The sequence below is a fragment of the Variovorax sp. PAMC26660 genome (assembly GCF_014302995.1).
Lineage (GTDB): Bacteria > Pseudomonadota > Gammaproteobacteria > Burkholderiales > Burkholderiaceae_C > Variovorax.
Genome location: NZ_CP060295.1, coordinates 4,413,803 through 4,434,880, shown reverse-complemented (window position 1 = coordinate 4,434,880; position 21,078 = coordinate 4,413,803). Strand labels below are relative to the sequence as shown.

The window sequence follows — 21,078 nt, the reverse complement described above, 5'->3', positions numbered from 1 at the left end:
CGTGCCCGGACCGGTCCGCCGAACCACGGCGAAACGGCCTGCGCACCGACAGACGGGAAGCGGTGCCGCGCCTACAATCAAGGCATGCCTAGCTCCACACTCCTGGTCGCCCGCCGCATCCTGCTGGCGCTGGCTTTCGCCGCCCCCTTTGCCGCCGTGCAGGCGCAGCCCGCGCCCGCCCAACCGGCGGCCACGCCGGCCCCGGCGGAATCGCTACCAAATCAGGAGCAGGCAGACGGTCGGCGCAACCAGAAGGTCGAGAACCTGCACACCGAAGACAGCGGTGCCTCGGTCGACGAAGTCCGCTACGGCGGCCGCACGCAAAGCATCAACGTCAAGCCCAAGTCGAACATGCCCGGCTACGAAGTGCTGCCGGCCGACGCAGGCACGGGGCGCCAGGGCTCGTCGGAGACCGGCGCCAATGGCCCGCGCGTCTGGAACGTGATGAAGTTCTGACCGTGCGACCCGCCCACTTCCTCCCATCTCCCGCATCCTCGGCCCGGCGCTGAGCAACGCCATGGCAGTTTTTACCGAAGTCCAGTTCGGCGAGGCAGACGCGCTCGTGCAACGCCTCGGCGTCGGCCGCCTGCGCGACCTGCGCGGCATCCAGGGCGGCATCGAAAACACCAACTACTTCGCGACCACCGAGTCCGGCGAGTTCGTGCTGACGCTGTTCGAGCGCCTGAGCGCCGAGCAGTTGCCCTACTACCTCAGCCTCATGAAGCACCTGGCGGCTGCCGGCCTGCCGGTGCCGGAGCCCGTGGCCGCCATGGCCATCGCGCCCGCCGCCGAGAAGCCGTCGAAAAAGAGCCTGCCACCGACGCCCGCCACCGACACCTCCTGCGACTTGCTGCACATGGTCGCCGGCAAGCCCGCCGCGTTGGTGCAAAAGCTTTCGGGCCACAGCGAACTCGCTCCCGGCCCAGCCCACTGCGCCGAGCTGGGCGCGATGCTGGCACGCATGCATCTGGCAGGCCGCGACTATTCACGCACCCAGCCGAACCTGCGTGGCCTGGCCTGGTGGAACGAAACCGTGCCGGTGGTGCTGCCCTATATCGAAGAATCGCAATCCGCCCTGCTGCGCGCCGAGCTGGCCTACCAGAACCATGTCGCCGAATCGTCGACCTACGCGGCATTGCCCCGTGGCCCGGTGCACGCCGACATGTTCCGCGACAACGTGATGTTCGCGACCGGCGACGACGCAGGTGCCGCACCACGCCTGACCGGCGTGTTCGATTTCTACTTCGCCGGCACCGACACCTGGCTGTTCGACCTGGCCGTGTGCCTGAACGACTGGGCCATCGATCTGCCCACCGGCCGGCACCATGCCGAACGCGCCGACGCGCTGCTGTCGGCTTACGAATCCGTGCGCCCGCTGAACGCCGCCGAGCGCACCCTGCTGCCCGCGATGCTGCGCGCTGCGGCGCTGCGCTTCTGGATCTCGCGCCTGTGGGACTTTTACCTGCCCCGTGAGGCGAGCATGCTCAAGCCCCACGACCCGTCGCACTTCGAGCGCGTGCTGCGCGAGCGCGCCACCCACCCGCATGTCATGGCACAGGCCTTCGAGCCGCTGCTTGTGGCTGCCTGACCCCCACACATGAAACTCAACCTCGTGCCGGCGCGAACCGGCGCCGAATGGGTCCGCCTCGGACTCAAGACCTTCTGGCGACAGCCGCTGGCCTTCATCTCGCTGTTCTTCCTGCTGATGGCGATGATCTCGACGGTGTCGATCGTGCCGATACTGGGCAGCCTGTTCGCGCCAGCCCTGGTGCCGTTCATGACGCTGGGCCTGATGGTCGCGACCTCGGTGGCCTACACCGACAACGCCGAAGGCGTCGGCCAGGCCGGCGACGCGAAGCGCCCCACGGGTTCGGCAATGTTCGTGGCAGTGTTCAGCGCCATGCGCGCCGAATGGCGCTCGCTGCTGGTGCTGGGCATCATCTCGGCGGTCTACTTCGTGCTGGCGGTGATGGTGACGACGCTGGTCGACGGCGGCCAGCTCGCACGCGCCTACCTGCTCGACGATCCGCTGACGCCCGAAGTGATCACGAGCAGCGACTTCCAGGTGGCGCGCATGCTGCTGATGTGCCTGAACCTGCCGCTGTCGCTGGCCATGTGGCATGCGCCGGCGCTGGTGCACTGGCACCGCGTGGAGCCGGTGAAGAGCATCTTCTTCAGCATCGTCGCGCTGTTCCGCAACTTCGGCGCCTACACGCTGTTCGGCATTGCGTGGTTCGGCGTGTTCCTGATCGCCGGCATCGGCATGGGCCTGCTCGCCACGGTGCTGATCGGCGTCGGCGCGATGGGCTCGGGCGGCGCCGCGCTGGCGGTGGGCAATGTGCTGATCGTCGGCACGGCGCTGGTGCTCGCGGCCATGTCGCTCAGCTCGACCTGGTTCACCTTCCGCGACACTTTCGATCCGAACTGAGCGTGAGCGCGGCCGCCCGGTTCAGTCGGGCGCGGCCCCGTCCTTGCGCAGGCTCGCGAACAGCGACCACGCCATGCCGGCCAGCAACAACAGGCCGACACCCAGCGCACCCCAGAGCCACCATTTGCGCGACGGATCGAGGCCATCCGTCTGCGGAATCGGCGGCTGCACCGCAGCCGCCACCGCTGCCGTGATCGCCGCCGTCGGCAGCGTGACCGAGGCGCCATCGGCGACGACCGGCTTGTCCGAGGCATAGCCCGGAATCAGCGTCGACAGCGCCAGCGGTGCGCCGGGCACAGCCCCTTCGACAGTGCCTGTATCGGGCGCCGCACTCCACGACAGAGAGAACGGCGCCCCACCCTGCGCGAGAAACACCAGCGTGCGCGGCACGGCGCCTACTGCGATGGTCGGCGGCGTCGCACCCAGCACGCTCACCGGACCGGCAGTTCGCAAACGCAGGCGCGTGTACACCGCGCCATCGAGCGCCAGCACGGGCGAGCGCACCTCGCCGCCGGCTTGCGCCAGACGGTAGACCACTGCATCGACCAGCGGCGATTCATCCGGCCGGTCAGGCAGCGAGACCGGTCGGCGCTGCTGGTGCCGCAATGCATAGAGCGGATTGCGGGGGACGGGCTGCGGCGGCGTGGCTGTGGCTGGCGCCGGCTCGGACAACCCCGAGACGCCGACCTGTGCCAGCGTGTTGATATCGGCCAGGTCGATGCGCAGGCTCTGCACCGGCAGGCCGCGCGGCAGCAGATAGTCGCAATAGGCGGCGGCGCAGCGCCCCGGCTTCAGCGGGCCGGACCATTCGAGCGGCGCGACGGGTTCGACCTCTTGCACGCTGTCGATGCCCACGCCGGTCAGCGGTACGCCATGCTGCGGATCGCTCCAGCGCAGGCGCAGGAAACGCGTGCGCAGGCTGCCGAGGTCGACCGCGAGGCGCTCGATGGTCTGGCCGCTGTGGGCCAGCCGCACCAGTTGATCTTCGCTGCCCACCGGCCGCCACTGGCGCAGGTCGTCGCTGGCTTCGAGCCGGAAGGCGAACAGGCCACGCGCATCGGGCGCGATCTCGAAGCGGGCCTGCAGCAGGCTGCCTTTGACCTGGCTCAGGTCGATGAGCCACTGCGTCGCTTCGCTCGCCTTGCGCTGGGCGCTGGCAGCCTTGCTGTCGAGCGCCAGCGAGCCGTCGGGCCGCACTGAAAAGGCGAGCGATGCATCGGCCGAAGCCGTGCCGGTGTCGCTGCCGGGCAGCGCGAAGATCGGTACGTCTTGCGAGGCGGTTCGTGGGGCCGCGGCTTCATTGCGCAGCCACGCGTAAGGCACGGCATGTCCGGCGGCATTGCGCACGCGAAGATCGCGCAAGTCACCGTGCGCGGCGCTGCCGTAAATCGACAGGGGGAGCGTGAGCCGGTGGTACGGCCCGTCGCCCTGCAGCACGATGGGCGCAGAGGTGGCAGGCTGCGCATGCACTGCGCTGAAACTCGTCGCCACCATGACGGCGACGAAGGCGCTGCCCGCGCGAAGCGTCCACATCGCGGCGCCGCTCATGCCGCGCCGCCTTCGGCCGGCGCCTTCTGTTCCGCTTTTTCTTCTTCCTTCTTCGGAGGCACCGGCGCGAAGTAGCCCACCAGCAGCAGCAAGGCCCCCACCGCAATGAACGACACGATGCGGAACAGCCCGCCGCGATTGGCCAGCTCGACGAAGAACAGCTTCAGCACCACCACGCCGAGCAGCACCGCGCCCGCGACCCACAAGGTGCGCACCTTGCGCGAGTGGCCCAGCACCATCGCGGCCACGCCGCAGACCGCCCAGGTGATCGACAGCGCCGCCTGCGTCAGCCACGATGCATAGAGCGCATCGAAGCGCCATTCGACGCCGGCGTAGTGGAGGCAGGTGCGCAGCACCATGCCGGTCAGCAGCGCGAGCCCGGTGAGGCCGGCCGCGCCCTTGGCGACCATCGGGTCCACGCGCGCGAACGATCCCCGCGGCAAGGCACGCCACCAGAGCACCAGCGCGAACAGCACCAGCCATTGCGCGAGTTCGAGCGGATTCAGCAGCGGCACATAAGGCAGCGGCGCGGCGTTGCCGGGGCTCACGGCATTGGTGAACCAGACCCAGACCAGCAGATAGACCACCACCGGCGTCGCCGCGAATTCCAGGTAGGCGCCGCGGTACTCGGTCAGCGGCCAGCGCTTGAGCGCCACGCGAGAGCGCAGCGCCCACAGCACGAGCGCCGGCACGATGGCCCAGCCCAGCAGTTGCCAGCTCGACCACTCGGCACCGATGCGCCCGAGTTGCCATTGGCATTCGCGCGCCGCGAGCAACAAGAAGAGCCAGAAGCCCGCCACATGGAAAGGCGTCAATGCCGGGGCATCGAACCAGCGCTTCTGCGCACGCAGCAGGCGCAAATGCCACACCAATGCCAGCGGCCAGGCGATCCAGCCAAGCGCGCTCGACGGCACGTAGAACGGCGTCGGGCCACCTGCAATGCCATAGGCCGCGATCAGGCCAAAAGCCGGCAGCGTGGCGATCGTGGCCTTGCCCAGTTGCGACCAGTCGCGGCGGTGCGCCACGAGCGCACCCAGCGCGGAGGTGACGAGCACGACCGCCATCGCGGCAGCCGGCACATGGCTCGCCAGATCGTGGCGGTTCAGCACACGGATGCTTTCGTCCAGCACGCCGAAGAACCACCAGAAAAGCCCCCAGATCACCGGCGCCCACAGCACGATCGGATTCGCGCACCACGCATTGGCCCAGCGCTTGGGCGCGGTGCCCGCAGGCTCGCTCACGCGCGGCCGCGCTTCGTCGCGCAACCAGTCGCCAGCCAGCAAGGCCACGAGCCCCAGCACCACGGGCGTCCAGAAGCCGAGGTGCGCGAAGGCCGGCCTCACCGCTTCGGGGTCCACAGACTGGCTCGCGCCGAACGCAATCGCAGCGATCACCTGCAGCACGCCAGCCAGCGCGGCGAGCGGGAAGTGCGCCATGCGCAGCGCCACCCAGAACACGACCGTGGCGGTCAGCGGCCACAGCAACGCGGCCTGCGCCAGGTTCAGCTGGAACAGCATCGCCAGATGCAACAGGCTCACACCCGCGAGCACGCCCACCACATTGCCGATCGACCACCCAGACTGGACGCCGCGCGCCAGTGCCGCGCGGTGCGCCTGCAGCATCGACCACGCAGCACTGCCGAGCAGGCTGAGCGCGATCAGGCAGGCGGCGGCAGCGCCTTGCCATCCGCTTTCCAGCACCCGCCCGTCGGTGACCTCGCCGGTGTGGTGCAGCGTCGCGATGAAGCCCGCCACCGCGAGCGCCTGCATGCCGAAGCTCACGTAAGTCAGCGGCAGCAATGCGAAGCGCACCGCCACGGCGAAGGTGACCGACGCCAGCACGGCCGTTGCAGCGGCGGCCCACGGCGGCGTCCACCATTGCCAGAGCAGCAGCGTGAGCGCGGCCATGCCGAGCCACGGCAAGGCGCTGCCGACCATGGCTTCCACTGTGTTGCCCACGTCGAGCTTGGCGCGACGGTGCATGGCCCACATGGCAAAAGCGCTCACGGCCACCAGCAGCGGGCCGATCAGCGAACCTTCGAGCAACGGATGCCCCGGCGCCGCGTCGAGCCCGGTCGCTTCGAGCAGCTTCAGCACCGCACCGGCAAACACCACGAACGAGAAGGCGCGCGCATACACGCGCCCCTGCCGCGCGCCCAGCCAGTACATGCCGGCCGCCTCGACCGCCCAGGCGGCCCCAGTCCACCGCCCTTCGAGGCCGAGCGGAATCGCCAGCGTGCCGAAGATCACACCGACGATGGCATAGGCCTCCGCCAGCAGCGCCAGTCCCTTGGGCTGCGTCGCGAACACCAGCCGGCCCATCACGAGGTAGAAGGCCGCGAGCGCCATCGCCGAGAAGGCGGCGCCGTATTCCCACGGGCGCATCAGCAGGTACTGCATGCCGAACGCGACCATGGGCGTGCCGAACACGAGCGAGCTGTCGACCCGGCCGGCGCGGCGCAGCGTGTCCAGCGCGCGCGTGGCCAGCGGGTGCGCGGGCTGCACCGGCGCATCGAACAACGTGCGGCGCGCAAACAGCAGGCCGATGGCGGTGAATAGCAGGAAGAACGCGATCAGGAACGGCTGGATGGTGCCGTACTGGTCGTCGGTGTAGTACTTGTGCGCCCAGCCGGCCGCCAGCGTGAAGGTGCCGACGAAACCGATCAGGTTCAGCACGCGCCAGGCCTTGAACCAGGCGACCAACACAATGCCGACATCGAGCACCAGCAGGTAGGTGAACAGCCCCACTGGCTGGTTCGAGCCGGTGGAGGCGAGCACCGGCGCCGCGAAACCTTCGAGCGCGGCAACGATGGCCAGCAGCGGCGCGTTCTGCAGCACTGCCAGCGCAGCACTGAGCACGGCCACGCCGAACAGGAAGGCGAAGCCAACGCTGGCCGGCAGCAGCCCGCTGAGCTTCATGGCCGCGAGCGTCGTGAGATAGAAGACACCGATGCCCGCGCCCTGCAGGATCAGCGCGTAGCCCGCGCGCTTCTTGCGCAGCAGCCAGCCCAGCACCAACAGGCCCGCGCCCACCAGCGCCACGGCCGCATAGCGCAGCTCGATAGGCACGGTCACGCGCTCTGCCGTATAGCGCAGCAGGAAAGCCAGCCCAAGGAACAGGATCAGCACGCCGAGCTTGACCAGCATGTTGCCGCCGAAGATCAGGTTGGCGATGGGTGCGGGCAGGCGGTCGCGCAGCGGCACTGGCGGTGGTGGGGGCGGCGGAGGTGGGCGGCGGACCGGCGCTGGTGCGGCCACAGGCGGCTTGATGGGAGCAACCGCCTCGGGTTGCGGCGGTGTGACGGTTTTTTCGACGGGAGCGACAGCAACAGCCAGCACAGGCTCGACGGCTGCAACCGGCACATCGGCGACGACAACTGCAACTGCTGCGACGACGGGCGCGGGCACCGTCATCTTGGCGATGCCCGGACGGGCCAGTTCCGCCCGTGGCGGCGCCAACGGCAGCGACGGCATGGTGGCGAGCGGCGTGTCCGCCATCGAGGTCGCGAGATCGCTCGCCGGCGCATCGGCCAGTTCGGGAATCACGGAGGCTGTAGCTACAGGTGCGGCGATGGCACCGGCCGCGCCTTGCGACAACCGGGACTCGAGCAGCGAGACCCGCTGTTCGAGTTCCGCCACGCGCTGCTGCAGCTTCAGCACACCGCCGGCCGGGGCCGTGGCCGCGCTGGCAATCGCGGGGCTTGCGGCGCTCGGGTTGGGAGCGCTTTCAGCGCCGGATCGCTCGGGCGCGGCTTTCTTCTTGCCGAAGATCTGCGGAAGCGCAAAGGCGCCCAGCACCGCAAGGACCAGCGCCGCAGGCACCGACTGGAACAGCGCGCCTATCACCAGGCCGGCAATGATGCCAAGAAACCACATCCCGAACTCCCCTTGTTTGGCGAGCCCGGAGTGTACGGCCGTTCAAGGAAAAAGACGCCCTGACGCCCGTCCTGCCTGCGGTGTTAGCTATAGTTTTAGTAGCGCCGTCAAACGGGCGTGAGCTTGGCGACGGAAAGCGCCAGCCACTTCACGCCGTGGCGCGTGAACTTGACCTGCGCACGCGCGTCGTCGCCCGTGCCTTCGAGCGCCACCACCGTGCCTTCGCCGAACTTGTTGTGGAACACCTGCATGCCCGAGCGCAGTCCATGCGAAGGCGCCGTTTTTTGCGGTGGCACCGGCGGGCTGGCGAAGGTGTCCTTGCTGCTGCTGCCGCCACCGTAGCCACTGCCGCCGCTGTAGGCGCCGCCACCACCGCGCGTGCTGGCGTAACCGCCGCCATAGCCGAAGGCCGAAGGCGTGAAGCTCTGGTTCTTGGGTGTGAGCCACTTGAGCGCCCCCTCGGGCAGTTCGTCGAAGAAGCGGCTCTTGACGTTGTAGCGGGTCTGGCCGTGCAGCATGCGCGTCTGCGAATGGCTCAGGTACAGACGCTTGCGTGCGCGCGTGATCGCCACGTACATCAGGCGGCGTTCTTCCTCGAGGCTTTCGAAGTCGCTCATCGAGTTCTCGTGCGGGAACAGGCCCTCTTCCATGCCGGTGATGAACACGCAGTCGAACTCCAGGCCCTTGGCTGCGTGCACGGTCATCAGTTGCACCGCGTCCTGGCCGGCTTGCGCCTGGTTGTCGCCCGACTCGAGCGCGGCATGCGTGAGGAAGGCGACCAGCGGGCTGAGCGTTTCGCCGGTCTCGGCATCGGGCGCGAGCGGTTCGTCGGAGACCGGGCGGGTCAGGTCGATGCCCTGGCTCGCGGGCGACTGGCGCAGCTCGTCGACCGGCAATGCCACCGCATCGCGGCCGAAGCCCTCCAGCGTGACGAAGCTCTCGGCCGCATTCACGAGTTCTTCCAGATTCTCGACACGGTCCGCGCCTTCGCGGTCGGCCTTGTAGTGCTCGATGAGCCCGCTGTGGTCCAGCACCAGCTCGATGATCTCGCGCAGGCTCACGCCCTGGGTCTGCTCGCGCAGCACGTCGATCTTGGCGACGAAGCCCGTGAGGTTGGCGCCAGCCTTGCCGCCGACGGCGCTGACCGCGTCGTGCAGCGAGCGCCCGGCCGCGCGCGCCGCGTCCTGCAGGGTTTCGAGCGTGCGCGCGCCAATGCCGCGCGGCGGGAAATTGACGACGCGCAGGAAGCTGGTGTCGTCGTCCTTGTTCTCGAGCAAGCGCAGGTAGGCCAGCGCGTTCTTGATTTCGGCGCGCTCGAAGAAGCGCAGGCCGCCGTACACGCGGTACGGCACCGAGGCGTTGAAGAGCGCCGTTTCGATCACCCGGCTTTGCGCATTGCTGCGGTAGAGCACGGCCATCTCTTTCCGGTCGAAGCCGTCGCGCACGAGCTGGCGCATTTCCTCGACCATCCACTGCGCTTCGGCCAGATCGGTAGGCGACTCGTAGACGCGCACAGGCTCGCCAGGGCCCTGATCGGTGCGCAGGTTCTTGCCCAGGCGCTTCTTGTTGTGGCTGATCAGCTCGTTGGCCGAATCCAGGATGTTGCTGTAGCTGCGGTAGTTCTGCTCCAGCTTGATCTGATGGCGCACATTGAACTCGCGCACGAAGTCGGTCATGTTGCCCACGCGCGCACCGCGAAAGGCGTAGATGCTCTGGTCGTCGTCGCCCACGGCGATCACGCTGTTGTTTTCGCTGGGCGTGAACTGGCCCGCAGCCACGTTGCCCGACAGCATCTTGATCCACGCGTACTGCAGGCGGTTGGTGTCCTGGAATTCGTCGATCATGATGTGGCGAAAGCGCCGCTGGTAGTGCTCGCGCACCGGGTCGTTGTCGCGCAGCAGTTCGTAGCTGCGCAGCATCAGTTCGCCGAAATCGACCACGCCTTCGCGCTGGCATTGTTCTTCGTAGAGCTGGTACAGCTCGACCTTCTTGCGGTCGTCATCGCTGCGGACTTCGACATCGCCGGGGCGCAGGCCGTCTTCCTTGGCACCGGCAATGAACCATTGCGTCTGCTTGGCCGGGAAGCGCTCGTCGTCGACGTTGAACTGTTTCATCAGGCGCTTGATGGCCGAGAGTTGGTCTTGCGTGTCGAGGATCTGGAAGGTCGACGGCAGGTTGGCCAGCTTCCAGTGGGCGCGCAGGAGGCGGTTGCACAGGCCGTGGAAGGTGCCGATCCACATGCCGCGCACGTTGACGGGCAGCATCGCCGTCAGCCGCGTCATCATTTCCTTGGCGGCCTTGTTGGTGAAGGTCACGGCGAGGATGCCGCCGGCGGAGACCTGCCCCGTCTGGAGCAGCCACGCGATGCGGGTGGTGAGCACGCGGGTCTTGCCGGAGCCGGCGCCCGCAAGGATCAGCGCATTGCCCTCCGGCAGCGTGACCGCGGCGAGTTGCTCCGCGTTCAGGTTATGGAGCAGCGGCATGTCCGCAGGGTGGGCGTCAGCCGCAGGATCGTTAAATAACATCCTGCGATTGTAGAAACCACTGCGTATGCGGGTTATATGAAGAAGCAGAAGACCCGCCGCTGCGAGACCGCGTAAACTCAATCACCGGGCCCAAGTTTCTTGCGCCCGGTTTTTTGTGGGCGTCTTCCTTTGCAGAAGGCGCCGCGAAAACCGGCCGGACCAAGCGCTCTTTCGTTCTGTTCAACGATTCCTTTCAGGAGCCTGGTCATGCAAATTTTCGATTACGACAACATCCTTTTGCTCCCGCGCAAGTGCCGCGTGGAAAGCCGTTCCGAGTGCGACGCCAGCGTGAAGCTGGGCGAACGCACGTTCCGCATGCCGGTGGTGCCGGCCAACATGAAGACAGTGGTCGACGAGTCGATCTGCCTGTGGCTGGCGCAGAACGGCTACTTCTACGTCATGCACCGCTTCGACCTCGACAACCTGAAGTTCGTCAAGGACATGCAGGGCAAGGGCGTGTTCGCTTCCATCTCGCTCGGCGTGAAGAAGCCCGACTACGACACGGTCGACCAACTGGTGGCCGAGGGCCTGACGCCCGAATACATCACGATCGACATTGCGCACGGCCATGCCGACAGCGTGAAGAACATGATCGGCTACCTCAAGGAAAAGCTGCCGAAGTCCTTCGTGATTGCCGGCAACGTCGGTACGCCCGAGGCCGTGATCGACCTGGAGAACTGGGGCGCGGACGCGACCAAGGTGGGCATCGGCCCGGGCAAGGTCTGTATCACCAAGCTCAAGACCGGCTTCGGCACCGGTGGCTGGCAGCTGTCGGCGCTCAAGTGGTGTGCACGCGTGGCCACCAAGCCGATCATTGCGGACGGCGGCATCCGCGACCACGGCGACATTGCCAAGAGCGTGCGCTTCGGCGCGTCGATGGTGATGATCGGCTCGCTGTTTGCGGGGCATGAAGAATCGCCGGGCAAGACGGTCGAAGTCGACGGCGTGCTCTTCAAGGAGTACTACGGCTCGGCCAGCGACTTCAACAAGGGCGAATACAAGCACGTCGAGGGCAAGCGCATCCTCGAACCCATCAAGGGCAAGCTGGCCAACACGCTCATCGAGATGGAGCAGGACGTGCAGAGCTCGATCAGCTACGCGGGCGGCCGCACGCTGATGGACATCCGCAAGGTCAACTACGTCACGCTGGGCGGCGCCAACGAGGGCGAACACCTGCTGATGTAAGGCGGCCCCGAGGAGCTGCGCCGGTCGTCGTCAGGCTTCGAGCAGTTGCACCGCATGCCGGTGCAGCGCATGGGCCGGATCGGCGATCGCATCGACCACGCCGAAGTGGTTCAGCCCCGGGAGCACCTCGCACACCGGCACGGTGTTGCGGCCCCACGCCTCGCGGATCATGGCGTTGTGGCGAATGAACTCCGGGCTCTCGCTGCCGCCCGCGACCGCGTAGAGCTGGCCGCGCGAAGGTGCCGGCCAGAGCGCGGGGCTGGCACGCAGCGCGTCTGCATCCGTCAGGTGAAGCACGTTCTCCAGGAACGGCGTGCGCTGCAGCGGGCGCAGGTCGTAAAGGCCTGAGATCGACAGCGCATTGCGCACCAGGTGCGCGGGCAAATCAGGCGCGACTGCCTTCCAATCGCAGGCCAGCAAGGCCGCGGCCATGTGTCCGCCAGCCGAATGCCCGGCGACGGTGATGCGCGACGGATCACCGCCATAGGCTGCGACATGGCGCCAGGTCCACGCGAGCGCGCGCACCATCTGCAGCAGGATGCCCGGCACAGTCACGGGCTGCCCGACGGGGCCGGGGCACAACGCATAGTTGGGCACGACCATGCACACGCCGCGGTCGTTGAATGCGGGTGCGATGAAGGAATGCTGGCTCTTGTCCATCGCGCGCCAGTAGCCGCCGTGGATGAAAACCAGGACCGGCGCGTCGGGCACGGGGGCCGGAAAGATGTCGAGCGTTTCGTTCGGGCCGTCGCCGTAAGGCAGGTCGATCCGGCTGGGCAAGGTGTCGCGCGCCTGGGCCGATTCGCGCGCCCATCGCTCAAAGTACGCCGGGTGGTCCTTGACCCGAGCGAGGTTGTTGTACATGCCTTCCAGCCAGGCGGGTTCGTACGAGGCCATGCGGTTCCTGCTCCTTGATTCGCGAGGCGCGCATCTTGGCATGAAGGCCTGCGCCAAAACGGGAGTTCTGGTTAGAATTTGAGTTGTGTTGGGGGGGTAGCTCAGCTGGGAGAGCGCCGCGTTCGCAATGCGGAGGTCGTGAGTTCGATCCTCATCCTCTCCACCAACCGATTCGAAAAGGCCTTGGCAATCGCCAGGGCCTTTTCTTTTTGCGACTCAGGTATCGAGCGTCAGGTGCTGGCCGTGAAGCGCGGCCGCTGCTGGCGAGGCGAGGAAACCGATGGTCTGCGCCGCGACCGAGGTCGAAACCCAGTCGGCCGGATTCGCATCGGGCATGGCCTGCCGGTTGGCGGGCGTGTCGAGCACGCTGGGCGCCACGCTGTTCACGTTGACGCCGTGCGGCGCCGCCTCGGCGGCCATGGCTTCGACCAGGCGCTGCAGCGCGCTCTTCGATGCGATGTACGCCGCCATCGCCGGCATACCGCGTGCCGCCACCTTCGCCGTCACGGCGATGATGCTGCCGGTGCCGCGCTCGATCATCGAAGGCAGCACCGCTTGCGTCACCGCGACGAACGACCACGCATTGAGATTCATCATGCGGTCCCAGCTCGCACGCGTGAGCGCATGCGTCGCCTCGCCCATCTCGAAGCCACCCGCGATGTGCACGAGCGCATCGATGCGGCCGAAGGACTTGAGCGCCTGCTCCGCGAGGCCTGCCATGTCGGACGCCGAGGTCACGTCGCCGGCGAGCAACAGGTGCTGCGAGTTGTCGAGACCCGGGAACACTTCCGCCAGGCGACCCGCATGATGGTCGACCAGCGCGAGACGCGCGCCCCGTTCAAGGAAGTGCTGCGCCACCGCACGGCCCAGCGCGCCCGCAGCGCCGGTGATCAGGACATGGGGCGTGGTGCTTGCATCGCTCATCGAAATTTCTCCTGGTAGAGATAGGGGTAGAGGGGCATGCCCCGCCGGTAGTGGCGCATCCTAACGCTGCGACTCACAATTTTTCTGGACGGCCATAAATTCTGGGATATACTCGTGGTCTTGCCAGAAAACGCCAAACGTTTTCAAAGCAAGGGCTCTTAGCTCAGTTGGTAGAGCAGCGGACTCTTAATCCGTAGGTCGAGTGTTCGAGTCACTCAGGGCCCACCAACCAACACTGCGGAAACGCTGAAAAGCCTGCTACCTCACCGGTAGCAGGCTTTTTTCATTGGCGCACCGCCTTGCATGGACGCGGGCTGGGTCCATCGAGCAAATGCGGACACGCTGCACGACCGGTTGTTTGGAACAATCCTGTTGCCATGCAGCCAGACCCCTTCACCACGTCGAGAACACAGACGGTTCGCTATCTCGATCTGCTGTCGCGTGCGGTCGCGCACATCGACACGCACCTGGCCGATCCGCTCGATGCGCGCATGCTGGCCGACATGGCGGCCATGTCCCGCTACCACTTCCACCGAATCTTCCGCGCGTACTTCGGAACCACCGTGGGTGGCTACATCACCTGGCGCCGCATGCAGCGGGCGTGTGAACTCCTCGCCCGCAACTGCGCCCCAGTGGACAGGGTCGCCATTCAGGTCGGCTACGAATCCGCCCAGGCCCTCGCGAAAGCCATGCGCCGCGAGCTGGACACCACGCCGGTGGCCGTGCGGGCCGGCAGGGCTCCGTGCTGGCAGCAACTGTTCGACCGCCGGCCCGCCATCGATCCACTTGCATCGCACAACGACGCGTTGCTCAAGCCACAAATGCTCGATGTGCACGCACTCCCGGTCCTGACAGCCACCGGCCGCGGGATGGATGCCGGCGACATGCGGCGGGCGGCCGAGCAGGCCTTCGACGAACTGGTCCCGGCCATCCGACAAGCGAATCTGCTGCCGCGCACCCAAAGCTGGCTGGCACTGTTTCCGGACGAACCCCAGGGTCTGGAAGATCAACAGGCACGAATGCTCTGCGGCGCAGTCTTCGATCACCGCCTCGTCGAACGCAGTGGCCGTGCAACACAGCCGGCAATCACTCTGGAAGGCAGCTTGAGCTGGTGGCATCTGCCCGCCGGCCGCCATGCCGTCTTCTCGCACCGTGGAGGCCATAGCCTGCTGCATCGCGTATGGAACGCCGTGTATCGCGACTGGCTTCCTGCCACCGGTTACGCGTTGCGCGACACACCCAGCTTCGAGCACTACGTCAACGATCCGCGCGAACCACTGGGCAACGAATGGCGCACCGACCTCTACCTTCCACTGCAGTAACCGCCGACAGCCCGCCATGACCTCTTCCCTTCCAGACATCGAAACCGCCAGCGCGAGCCAACTGATACAGGCGCTTGCCACGCGCCAGATCGGCGCCCTCGAGCTGTGCGACGCGACCATCGCACGCATAGAAGATCGCGACCGCCACATCAACGCCGTCGTCGTGCGCGACTTCGAGCGTGCACGCGAGCAGGCACGCGCCGCCGATGCGGCGCTGGGCCGGGGCGAGCGGCGCCCGCTGCTGGGCCTGCCCATGACAGTGAAGGAGTCGTTCAACGTCGCGGGCCTGCCGACCACCTGGGGCTTCGAGTTCGCCCGCTCGCTGCCGGTCACCGAAGACGCCGTGGCTGTCGCCCGACTCAAGACCGCCGGCGCCGTGATCCTGGGCAAGACCAACCTCGCGCTCGCTCTTGGTGACTACGAGAGCAACAACCCCGTGTACGGACGCACGCTGCATCCGCTGGATGCAACGCGCACGCCGGGCGGATCGTCCGGCGGTTCAGCGGCCGCGTTGGCCTCAGGCATGGTGTCGCTCGAATTGGGCTCCGACATCGGGGGATCGATCCGCGTGCCCGCGCACTTTTGCGGCGTCCATGGCCACAAGCCGAGCCACGGCCTCTTGCCCACGCGCGGGCACCAATTCCCCGGCTACGAGGCGGCGTCCGATGTGCTCTCGGTGATCGGGCCTCTGGCGCGCAGCGCCGCCGACCTTGAACTTGCGCTCGACGTGCTGGCCGGCCCCGATACCGGCGAGGCGATGGCCTATCGACTGGAACTGCCACGCGCCCGGTGGCCGGATGCCCGAGGCCTGCGCGTGCTGGCACTGACCGAACACCCTTCGGCTCGCACAGGCACGGACGCACGGCGCGCAGTCGAAGACGTGGCCGCCCGGCTTGCAAAGGGCGGCGCGCGCATTGCACATGCCAGTGCGCTGCTTCCCGATCTCTCCGCCCTTCAGGACGACTACGCAAAGCTCCTGGTCACGATCGTGACGCGAGGCGCTCCCCATCCGCCTGCTTCCATCTCCGCTCACGAATGGCTGCGCCTGCTCGACCGGCGCCTGCAGTTGCGCAAGCGCTGGCATCTTCTCTTCGAGTCGTTCGACGTCGTCATCGCGCCGCCTTTCGGCACGGCCGCGTTCGAGCACATCGACGCTCCCGATTGGGAACACACGACGCTGACCATCGACGGCGAGCCTTCGCTGTACCGCGAGCAGTTGGCCTGGTCGGGCGTTGCCACCGTCGCCGGATTGCCTTCGACAGTGGCACCTGCGGGCAAGACCGCGCAGGGGTTGCCATTGGGCGTGCAGATCATCGGCCCCGCACTGGAAGACCGGACGACGATCGCCGTGGCCCGCTGGCTCGAAGAAAACGCCGGCTAGGAAGCCGAGCCCTGCACGCCGCCTTGCAGGGCTGCCCAGTCATCGACGAAGCGCGCGAGAACATCACGCTTCTCGCCCACTTCTGCCATCAGGTACTGCCTCGCATGCGCCTGGGCCACTTCGCTCGACAGGAACCACTGCTCACGCGCAAGGCTGCCCTGCGGCGGTGGCGTGCCCCAGTCCGTGCCGCCGTTGCCACGAAACGCTTCGGTGACAGGCAGGCGCCCGTCCGTCTTGCCGATGTCGGACAGCGCACCCCGTGGACCGCCCAGCGCGATGCGGACCTGGACGATATCGCCTTCCGCATGAATGGATGCGCCCAGACCTCCCACATCGTGCACCTGCCAGAGCTGCTGCGCAGAGGCATTGCGAACCCAACTCTCCAAGGCGCGCGTCAAACTTTCGAGAACGATTTCTTTGTTCATACGGCAATATTTCACGTTTCTATCTGGCACTTACACCCTGCCTCAGACCCAACCTACAAAAGTAGGCAGAGCGGCGTGGCATCTTGCACCTGCTGTCACGCACCATAAGAACAAGGACTACAGGGACATCAAACTGCGAAGCGAAAAGCTCGTTGACCCGCTCAGGCGGGTATTTTTTTGCCTGAGTGCCTGTGGCGTCAACAACGATGCGCGGAAAACCGGAAAGCACCGCCCCGGCATATGCCTTGAAGCCTGAGCTATATTTCCGCCCATGGAAAAGGCTTCCGACATAGGCAAACCCACCGTTCCCATCGACCTGATCGGTCCGGAACATTGGTCCCGCTCGAAACGCGGCAACGGCCGCTTCACCAAGGTGATCTTCATCGTTGTAGGCGGCATTGCAGCGGCAGGCGTGGTCGCCTACCGCTACTTCGGCATCGGACGCTGACCGGTCCCTCGCACAAGCAAAAGCCCGCAGTCCAAAGGACTGCGGGCTTTTTTCATGGGTGCAAGCAAGCAACATCGAAGCGCACTCACTGAAGCCGCGAGCCCTTGGGCAGCCGCTTCGCCAGCCATTCATGCACGTCTGCGCGGATGTTTCGGCCTTCGAGCAGAAAGTTCTCGAAACGGCTCGGCACGTACGGCAGGTAGACCAGCGGCATGCCCGCTTCTTCGGGCGTGCGCGCGGCCTTCCTGTTGTTGCAGACCGCACACGCGCTCACCAGGTTGGTCCACATCCACGGGCCTCCGCGCGACTCGGGCAGCACGTGTTCGCATTGCAGATCACGCTCCGCGAACACGCCGGCGCAATACGCGCAGGTGTGGCGATCGCGACGCAGCAGCTTGCTCTTGGTGACGCCGGGCACCACGTCGAACAGGTTGATCTTCGACGCGCCACGCAGCGCGATGATGGGCGCCACCTCGATGCGCGACTGCACGCCGCGCGCGACATTGAACCCGCCACGCAGCGTGGCCAACGGCAGGTCGCCGTCTTCCCACGCGACCGATCCGGTGGCGTAGTGCAGCACCGCCTGCTCCAGCGAAATCCAGGCTTGCGGCGTGCCCTGAATATCGAGTTGCAGGACGTGAGGGTGCATGACTCGCCTCCTTTCGCGGCGATGGTTGAATGAAGAGAAGAAAAAAGATGGGGAGCACGAACGGAATCGAACCGTCGTCAGCGGGACCACAACCCACGGCTCTGCCGTTGAGCTACGTGCACCGTAGAAAAAAACCGGCGACCTACCACTCGCCCAGCAAACGCACGCGCTGGTCGGGGTCGAGACCATCGAGCCGACACTCGCGGCCAGGCGAGGCGGACGGGTTCTCCGTTTCAGGCCGGGCATCGATGCCGATGCCGAAGCGTCGGGCCAGTGCAAAGACCATGCGCTTGCGCGGCTGTGCCGGGCGCACGGTGATCATCCGGATCGGGGTGTTGCGCTTGCGCATGGTGACTCCTTGGTTGGTGACGACAAAAACAAAAACGTGGCCCCACGTGCACGACTCGAACGTGCAACCCCTTGCTTCGTAGGCAAGTGCTCTGATCCATTGAGCTAACGCGGGCTGAAAACAAAAAGTGTCCGGTTACGGGTTCCGGCGCCGCCCAATCTTTGCGGCCGGTTTCCGCGGGAGGGCCATCTGCATGGCCCGGTCCCGCTCGGGTTGGGTTCAAAAAAGCGGATGACCCGCTTTTCCATTTCGGTTGTGTCCTCACGCGACGGACAGCGCGCTGGGCGCTGTCCCGTACGACGTCGCTGCACAGGGGTGATCACTTTCCTGCACATCCCGCCAGACCGTCTACGCGGTGGACTCTGGCGGTGTGGTGAAGGCACACCCGAAATGGCAAAGCACGACTAACAAACAAAGCAAAAAACAAAAAGGCCCGGAACCTTTCGGTGTCCGGGCCTCTGCTTGAGAGAGCTTGGAAGATGTGCGCCTATGCGCAATCTCCACCCGGTAGCACCTGATCCTCGAACTTGCCAACGCGCAGGCTGGCTGCGGCTTTCGTGGAATGCACGTAGCTCTGGCGCTGGTTCGATGGGGTCGACAGCATGTTCAAACCACCGCACGACCACACGCGCACGAACGCCCGGCCCGATGCGGGTCGAATGTTGGTGAGAGTCAAGGCGGTGTTCACGATGGTTCCTGGTCAAAAATTGCCGCTGTCGGCTGTGAGGGGTTGGAAAAAAGGTACGGCCGGGGCCGCGAATGAAGGCAACTGTAAATAGTGTTTACGGCGACGTCAACAACCGGGACAATCTTTTCTTGTCTTGTTGTTGTTTTTGAACAGTGCCCAATATCACCGTCGCTCGTCGTCGCAATGCCCTCGCGCTGCATCGCCGCTTTCTCGAAGAGGCCGTTGCCGCGGGCCTGCCAGCCAAGGGGCTGGACCAGGCGTTCGCGAAGAAGATCGAAATCTCTCCCAGCATGTGGAGCCAGATCAAGAGCGCCCGGCCCATCGGCGACAACCTCGCGCGGCAGATCGAGCGGCACTGCGACGTCGAGTCCGGCTGGCTCGACAAGGAAGACCGGCCCTCCGAAGTGCCCGATGCGGCGGAAGAGCGCTTCATTGCTGCCGCGCGCGAGGCATGGCGTACGGCCAATGCAAAGGGCAAGCGAGAGCTCAGCGGCTGGCTGAAGAAACGCGCACAGGACACCGCCGACGCGGAGCCCCCGCCCTGAGCCTCAACCCAGTGCAGGTGCGTCGCGCAGGATCGCCGCGCGCATGTCGTCCGGAATCGCAACAGCGCGGTGCGTCTCCAGCGAGGTCGTCACCAGCACCTGCTTCACCTCCATGCGCAGCTCGCCGGACACCGGCTCGAAGCAGCGCAGCGCGAGCGACATCGAGCGCGAGCCCAGCCGCTGCACGGTGAGCCCGAGCGTCACCTGGTCGCCCATGCGGCTCACGGCACGAAAGTCGGCTTCGAGCTTCACGGTCGGCAGGCCGATGCGGCGCTGCGCCACCAGCCCGTGATAGCTGATGCCCAGGCCTTCGCTCACCCAGTCTTCGACGAGGCCGTTGAGCATCACGAAGTACTGCGGATAGAAGACAATGCCCGCCGGGTCGCAGTCCGAGAACCGGATCAGGCGCGCACGCTGGAATTCAGTGCTGATCTCGCTCATCGTCAGCCCTCGTCGCCCGCGGGCTCGCCATGCATCACATGCACGCGCAGTTGCCCCAACTGGCCGTACATCTGCTTCACGGTCTTCATGTCGAGCCCCGAGAACATTTCGAGAATCCACTGCTCGTGTTCCGTCGCCATCGTCTCGAAGGTGCGCCGGCCCGTGGGCGTGAGGCTCACGATCCATGCACGGCGGTCTTCGGGACTGGGTGCACGCGCCACCATGCCTTCGCGTTCGAGTTCATCGGTCAGCCCGGTGACGTTGCCGCCGGTCACCATCAGGTAGCGCGACAGCACGCGCATCTTCAGGCCCTCCTTGTAGCGGTAGAGCTGCGCCATGTAGTCGAAGCGTGCCAGCGAGATGCCGAAGCGCTCGCGCAAACGGCGGCGGATCTCGGCTTCGATCTGCGTGGTGCTCGCGAGCATGCGAAGCCACAGCTTCAGCATCGCGTGGTCTTCATGGCCCGCGCGGGCCTCGTGGCCGAGTTCTTCGGCGTCGCTCAGCACCGCATGCGATGCGTCGTTGCGTGTCATGTCACTTCTCCCCCTGAAACAGAGATCGACTGGCCGGTGACCGATGCTGCGCCCTCCCCGCACAACCAGCGCACGGTGTCAGCCACCTCGGACGGCTGCACGATGCGCTTTTGCGGATTGACGTTGGAGAACTCGGCCAGCGCATCGGCCTCGCTGCGCCCGGTCTTGCCGACCACGTTGGCGACGCTGTTGCGCAGGATGTCGGTGTCGGTGTAGCCAGGGCACACGGCATTCACCGTGATGCCCTTGCGCGCCACTTCGAGCGCCAGCGAGCGGGTGAGCCCGATCACCCCATGCTTGGCCGCGGTGTAGGCCGCGACATAGGCGTAGCCCTTCTGCCCCGCCGTGCTGGCGATGTTGACGATACGGCCCCAGCCGGCGTCGAGCATGTCGGGCAAGGCCGCCTGCGCGCACAGAAAGCTGCCGGTCAGGTTGACCGACAGCATCCGCTGCCAAAGCTCGAACGAAGTCTTGAGGAACGGTGCGCTCTCGGCCGCACCGGCGTTGTTGACGAGCACGCCGATCGCGCCCCTTGCGGCGCGCGCCTGCGCAAAGGCCGATTGCACGGCCTCCGGGCTGGCCACGTCGGCGGCGACCACGCCATGTCCGCTGCCAGCGAGCGAATCGGCCACGCGCTGCAGCGCGTCACGGTCGCGCCCCAGCAGGGTCAGAACGGCGCCCTCGGCGGCCAGGGTGCGGGCAATCTCGGCGCCAATGCCGCGTGCGGCACCGGTCACGAGAGCATGGCGGCCAGTCAGTGAATTTGTTTGCATACCTGAATGTTTTAGTTCTGAATCATTTTAACGGTGAGCGCCCGACCGGGTTGTCACCGCATGAAACGCCGGCCATGGAGGTCCAGCATCGCGCTGGTCACAAACGCCACGCGTCCTGAAAGCGGCAGCGGCGTGGTGTTCA

General features: G+C 66.3%; 20 protein-coding genes and 4 tRNA genes. 10 read left to right on the top strand and 14 right to left on the bottom strand.

The window, feature by feature from the left end; translation table 11 throughout:
• Positions 1-84: 84 nt before the first annotated feature.
• From H7F35_RS20770 to H7F35_RS20760, 3 genes are all read left to right on the top strand, one after another.
• Positions 85-456, top strand: a complete 372-nt coding sequence (locus H7F35_RS20770; protein WP_187108475.1) for a hypothetical protein — start codon at positions 85-87, stop codon at positions 454-456.
• 61 nt (positions 457-517) lie between these two features.
• On the top strand, positions 518-1,588 hold the full coding sequence (locus H7F35_RS20765) for a homoserine kinase (protein WP_187108474.1): 1,071 nt from the start codon (positions 518-520) through the stop codon (positions 1,586-1,588).
• Positions 1,589-1,597: 9 nt separating this feature from the next.
• The gene (locus H7F35_RS20760; RefSeq protein ID WP_187108473.1) at positions 1,598-2,428 is read left to right on the top strand and encodes a BPSS1780 family membrane protein; all 831 of its coding nucleotides are present in this window, start codon (positions 1,598-1,600) and stop codon (positions 2,426-2,428) included.
• Between the two features lie 21 nt (positions 2,429-2,449).
• Here H7F35_RS20760 and H7F35_RS20755 read toward each other — a convergent pair whose 3' ends face one another.
• From H7F35_RS20755 to H7F35_RS20745, 3 genes are all read right to left on the bottom strand, one after another.
• On the bottom strand, positions 2,450-3,976 hold the full coding sequence (locus H7F35_RS20755; protein WP_261803290.1) for a DUF3999 domain-containing protein: 1,527 nt from the start codon (positions 3,974-3,976) through the stop codon (positions 2,450-2,452).
• Positions 3,973-7,851, bottom strand: coding sequence for a DUF2339 domain-containing protein (locus H7F35_RS20750; protein ID WP_187108472.1), 3,879 nt, complete (start codon positions 7,849-7,851; stop codon positions 3,973-3,975). The genes H7F35_RS20755 and H7F35_RS20750 overlap by 4 nt, the downstream gene beginning before the upstream one ends.
• Positions 7,852-7,958: 107 nt before the next feature.
• Entirely contained in the window at positions 7,959-10,376 is a 2,418-nt protein-coding gene (locus tag H7F35_RS20745; protein WP_187108471.1) for a UvrD-helicase domain-containing protein, read from the bottom strand.
• 207 nt (positions 10,377-10,583) lie between these two features.
• Here H7F35_RS20745 and H7F35_RS20740 point away from each other — a divergent pair, with 207 nt between their 5' ends.
• The gene (locus tag H7F35_RS20740; RefSeq protein ID WP_187108470.1) at positions 10,584-11,561 is read left to right on the top strand and encodes a GMP reductase; all 978 of its coding nucleotides are present in this window, start codon (positions 10,584-10,586) and stop codon (positions 11,559-11,561) included.
• Positions 11,562-11,591: 30 nt separating this feature from the next.
• On the opposite strand, the gene H7F35_RS20735 is transcribed toward H7F35_RS20740, so the two are convergent.
• Positions 11,592-12,458, bottom strand: coding sequence for an alpha/beta hydrolase (locus H7F35_RS20735; protein ID WP_187108469.1), 867 nt, complete (start codon positions 12,456-12,458; stop codon positions 11,592-11,594).
• Between the two features lie 90 nt (positions 12,459-12,548).
• On the opposite strand from H7F35_RS20735, the gene H7F35_RS20730 reads away from it, so the two are divergent.
• Positions 12,549-12,624 (top strand) — tRNA-Ala (locus H7F35_RS20730).
• Positions 12,625-12,674: 50 nt separating this feature from the next.
• On the opposite strand, the gene H7F35_RS20725 is transcribed toward H7F35_RS20730, so the two are convergent.
• A complete protein-coding gene (locus H7F35_RS20725) occupies positions 12,675-13,382 on the bottom strand; it encodes an SDR family NAD(P)-dependent oxidoreductase (protein ID WP_187108468.1) in 708 nt (235 codons plus the stop codon).
• Positions 13,383-13,534: 152 nt separating this feature from the next.
• Here H7F35_RS20725 and H7F35_RS20720 point away from each other — a divergent pair.
• The 3 genes from H7F35_RS20720 (at position 13,535) to H7F35_RS20710 (ending at position 16,085) form a co-directional block, all read left to right on the top strand.
• Positions 13,535-13,610: transfer RNA gene (locus H7F35_RS20720), tRNA-Lys, on the top strand.
• Positions 13,611-13,759: 149 nt separating this feature from the next.
• Positions 13,760-14,704, top strand: coding sequence for a GyrI-like domain-containing protein (locus H7F35_RS20715; RefSeq protein ID WP_187108467.1), 945 nt, complete (start codon positions 13,760-13,762; stop codon positions 14,702-14,704).
• Between the two features lie 16 nt (positions 14,705-14,720).
• Entirely contained in the window at positions 14,721-16,085 is a 1,365-nt protein-coding gene (locus tag H7F35_RS20710) for an amidase family protein (protein WP_187108466.1), read from the top strand.
• Here the strand turns inward: H7F35_RS20710 and H7F35_RS20705 are convergent.
• A complete protein-coding gene (locus H7F35_RS20705) occupies positions 16,082-16,510 on the bottom strand; it encodes a hypothetical protein (protein ID WP_187108465.1) in 429 nt (142 codons plus the stop codon). The two genes, H7F35_RS20710 and H7F35_RS20705, sit on opposite strands and share 4 nt — an antisense overlap.
• Positions 16,511-16,781: 271 nt before the next feature.
• Here H7F35_RS20705 and H7F35_RS20700 point away from each other — a divergent pair, with 271 nt between their 5' ends.
• Positions 16,782-16,958, top strand: a complete 177-nt coding sequence (locus tag H7F35_RS20700) for a hypothetical protein (RefSeq protein WP_187108464.1) — start codon at positions 16,782-16,784, stop codon at positions 16,956-16,958.
• Positions 16,959-17,043: 85 nt separating this feature from the next.
• Here H7F35_RS20700 and H7F35_RS20695 read toward each other — a convergent pair whose 3' ends face one another.
• The 5 genes from H7F35_RS20695 to H7F35_RS20675 form a co-directional block, all read right to left on the bottom strand.
• Entirely contained in the window at positions 17,044-17,607 is a 564-nt protein-coding gene (locus tag H7F35_RS20695) for an HNH endonuclease (protein ID WP_187108463.1), read from the bottom strand.
• 48 nt (positions 17,608-17,655) lie between these two features.
• A tRNA-His gene (locus H7F35_RS20690) sits at positions 17,656-17,730 on the bottom strand.
• Between the two features lie 19 nt (positions 17,731-17,749).
• Positions 17,750-17,956 carry a short-chain dehydrogenase gene (locus tag H7F35_RS20685; protein WP_187108462.1) on the bottom strand — a complete coding sequence of 69 codons (207 nt, stop codon included), beginning with the start codon at positions 17,954-17,956 and terminating at the stop codon, positions 17,750-17,752.
• Between the two features lie 37 nt (positions 17,957-17,993).
• A tRNA-Arg gene (locus H7F35_RS20680) sits at positions 17,994-18,070 on the bottom strand.
• A gap of 373 nt (positions 18,071-18,443) precedes the next feature.
• Positions 18,444-18,644, bottom strand: coding sequence for a hypothetical protein (locus tag H7F35_RS20675; RefSeq protein ID WP_187108461.1), 201 nt, complete (start codon positions 18,642-18,644; stop codon positions 18,444-18,446).
• Positions 18,645-18,796: 152 nt separating this feature from the next.
• Between H7F35_RS20675 and H7F35_RS20670 the strand changes: the two genes are divergently transcribed.
• A complete protein-coding gene (locus tag H7F35_RS20670) occupies positions 18,797-19,189 on the top strand; it encodes a hypothetical protein (protein WP_187108460.1) in 393 nt (130 codons plus the stop codon).
• Between the two features lie 3 nt (positions 19,190-19,192).
• On the opposite strand, the gene H7F35_RS20665 is transcribed toward H7F35_RS20670, so the two are convergent.
• Genes H7F35_RS20665 through H7F35_RS20655 form a run of 3 tightly spaced genes read right to left on the bottom strand, consistent with a single transcriptional unit; the run spans position 19,193 to position 20,936 of the window.
• Positions 19,193-19,630 carry an acyl-CoA thioesterase gene (locus H7F35_RS20665; protein ID WP_187108459.1) on the bottom strand — a complete coding sequence of 146 codons (438 nt, stop codon included), beginning with the start codon at positions 19,628-19,630 and terminating at the stop codon, positions 19,193-19,195.
• A 2-nt stretch (positions 19,631-19,632) separates the two neighbouring features.
• On the bottom strand, positions 19,633-20,163 hold the full coding sequence (locus tag H7F35_RS20660) for a MarR family winged helix-turn-helix transcriptional regulator (protein WP_187108458.1): 531 nt from the start codon (positions 20,161-20,163) through the stop codon (positions 19,633-19,635).
• Positions 20,160-20,936 carry an SDR family NAD(P)-dependent oxidoreductase gene (locus tag H7F35_RS20655; protein ID WP_187108457.1) on the bottom strand — a complete coding sequence of 259 codons (777 nt, stop codon included), beginning with the start codon at positions 20,934-20,936 and terminating at the stop codon, positions 20,160-20,162. The genes H7F35_RS20660 and H7F35_RS20655 overlap by 4 nt, the downstream gene beginning before the upstream one ends.
• Positions 20,937-21,078: the final 142 nt, after the last annotated feature.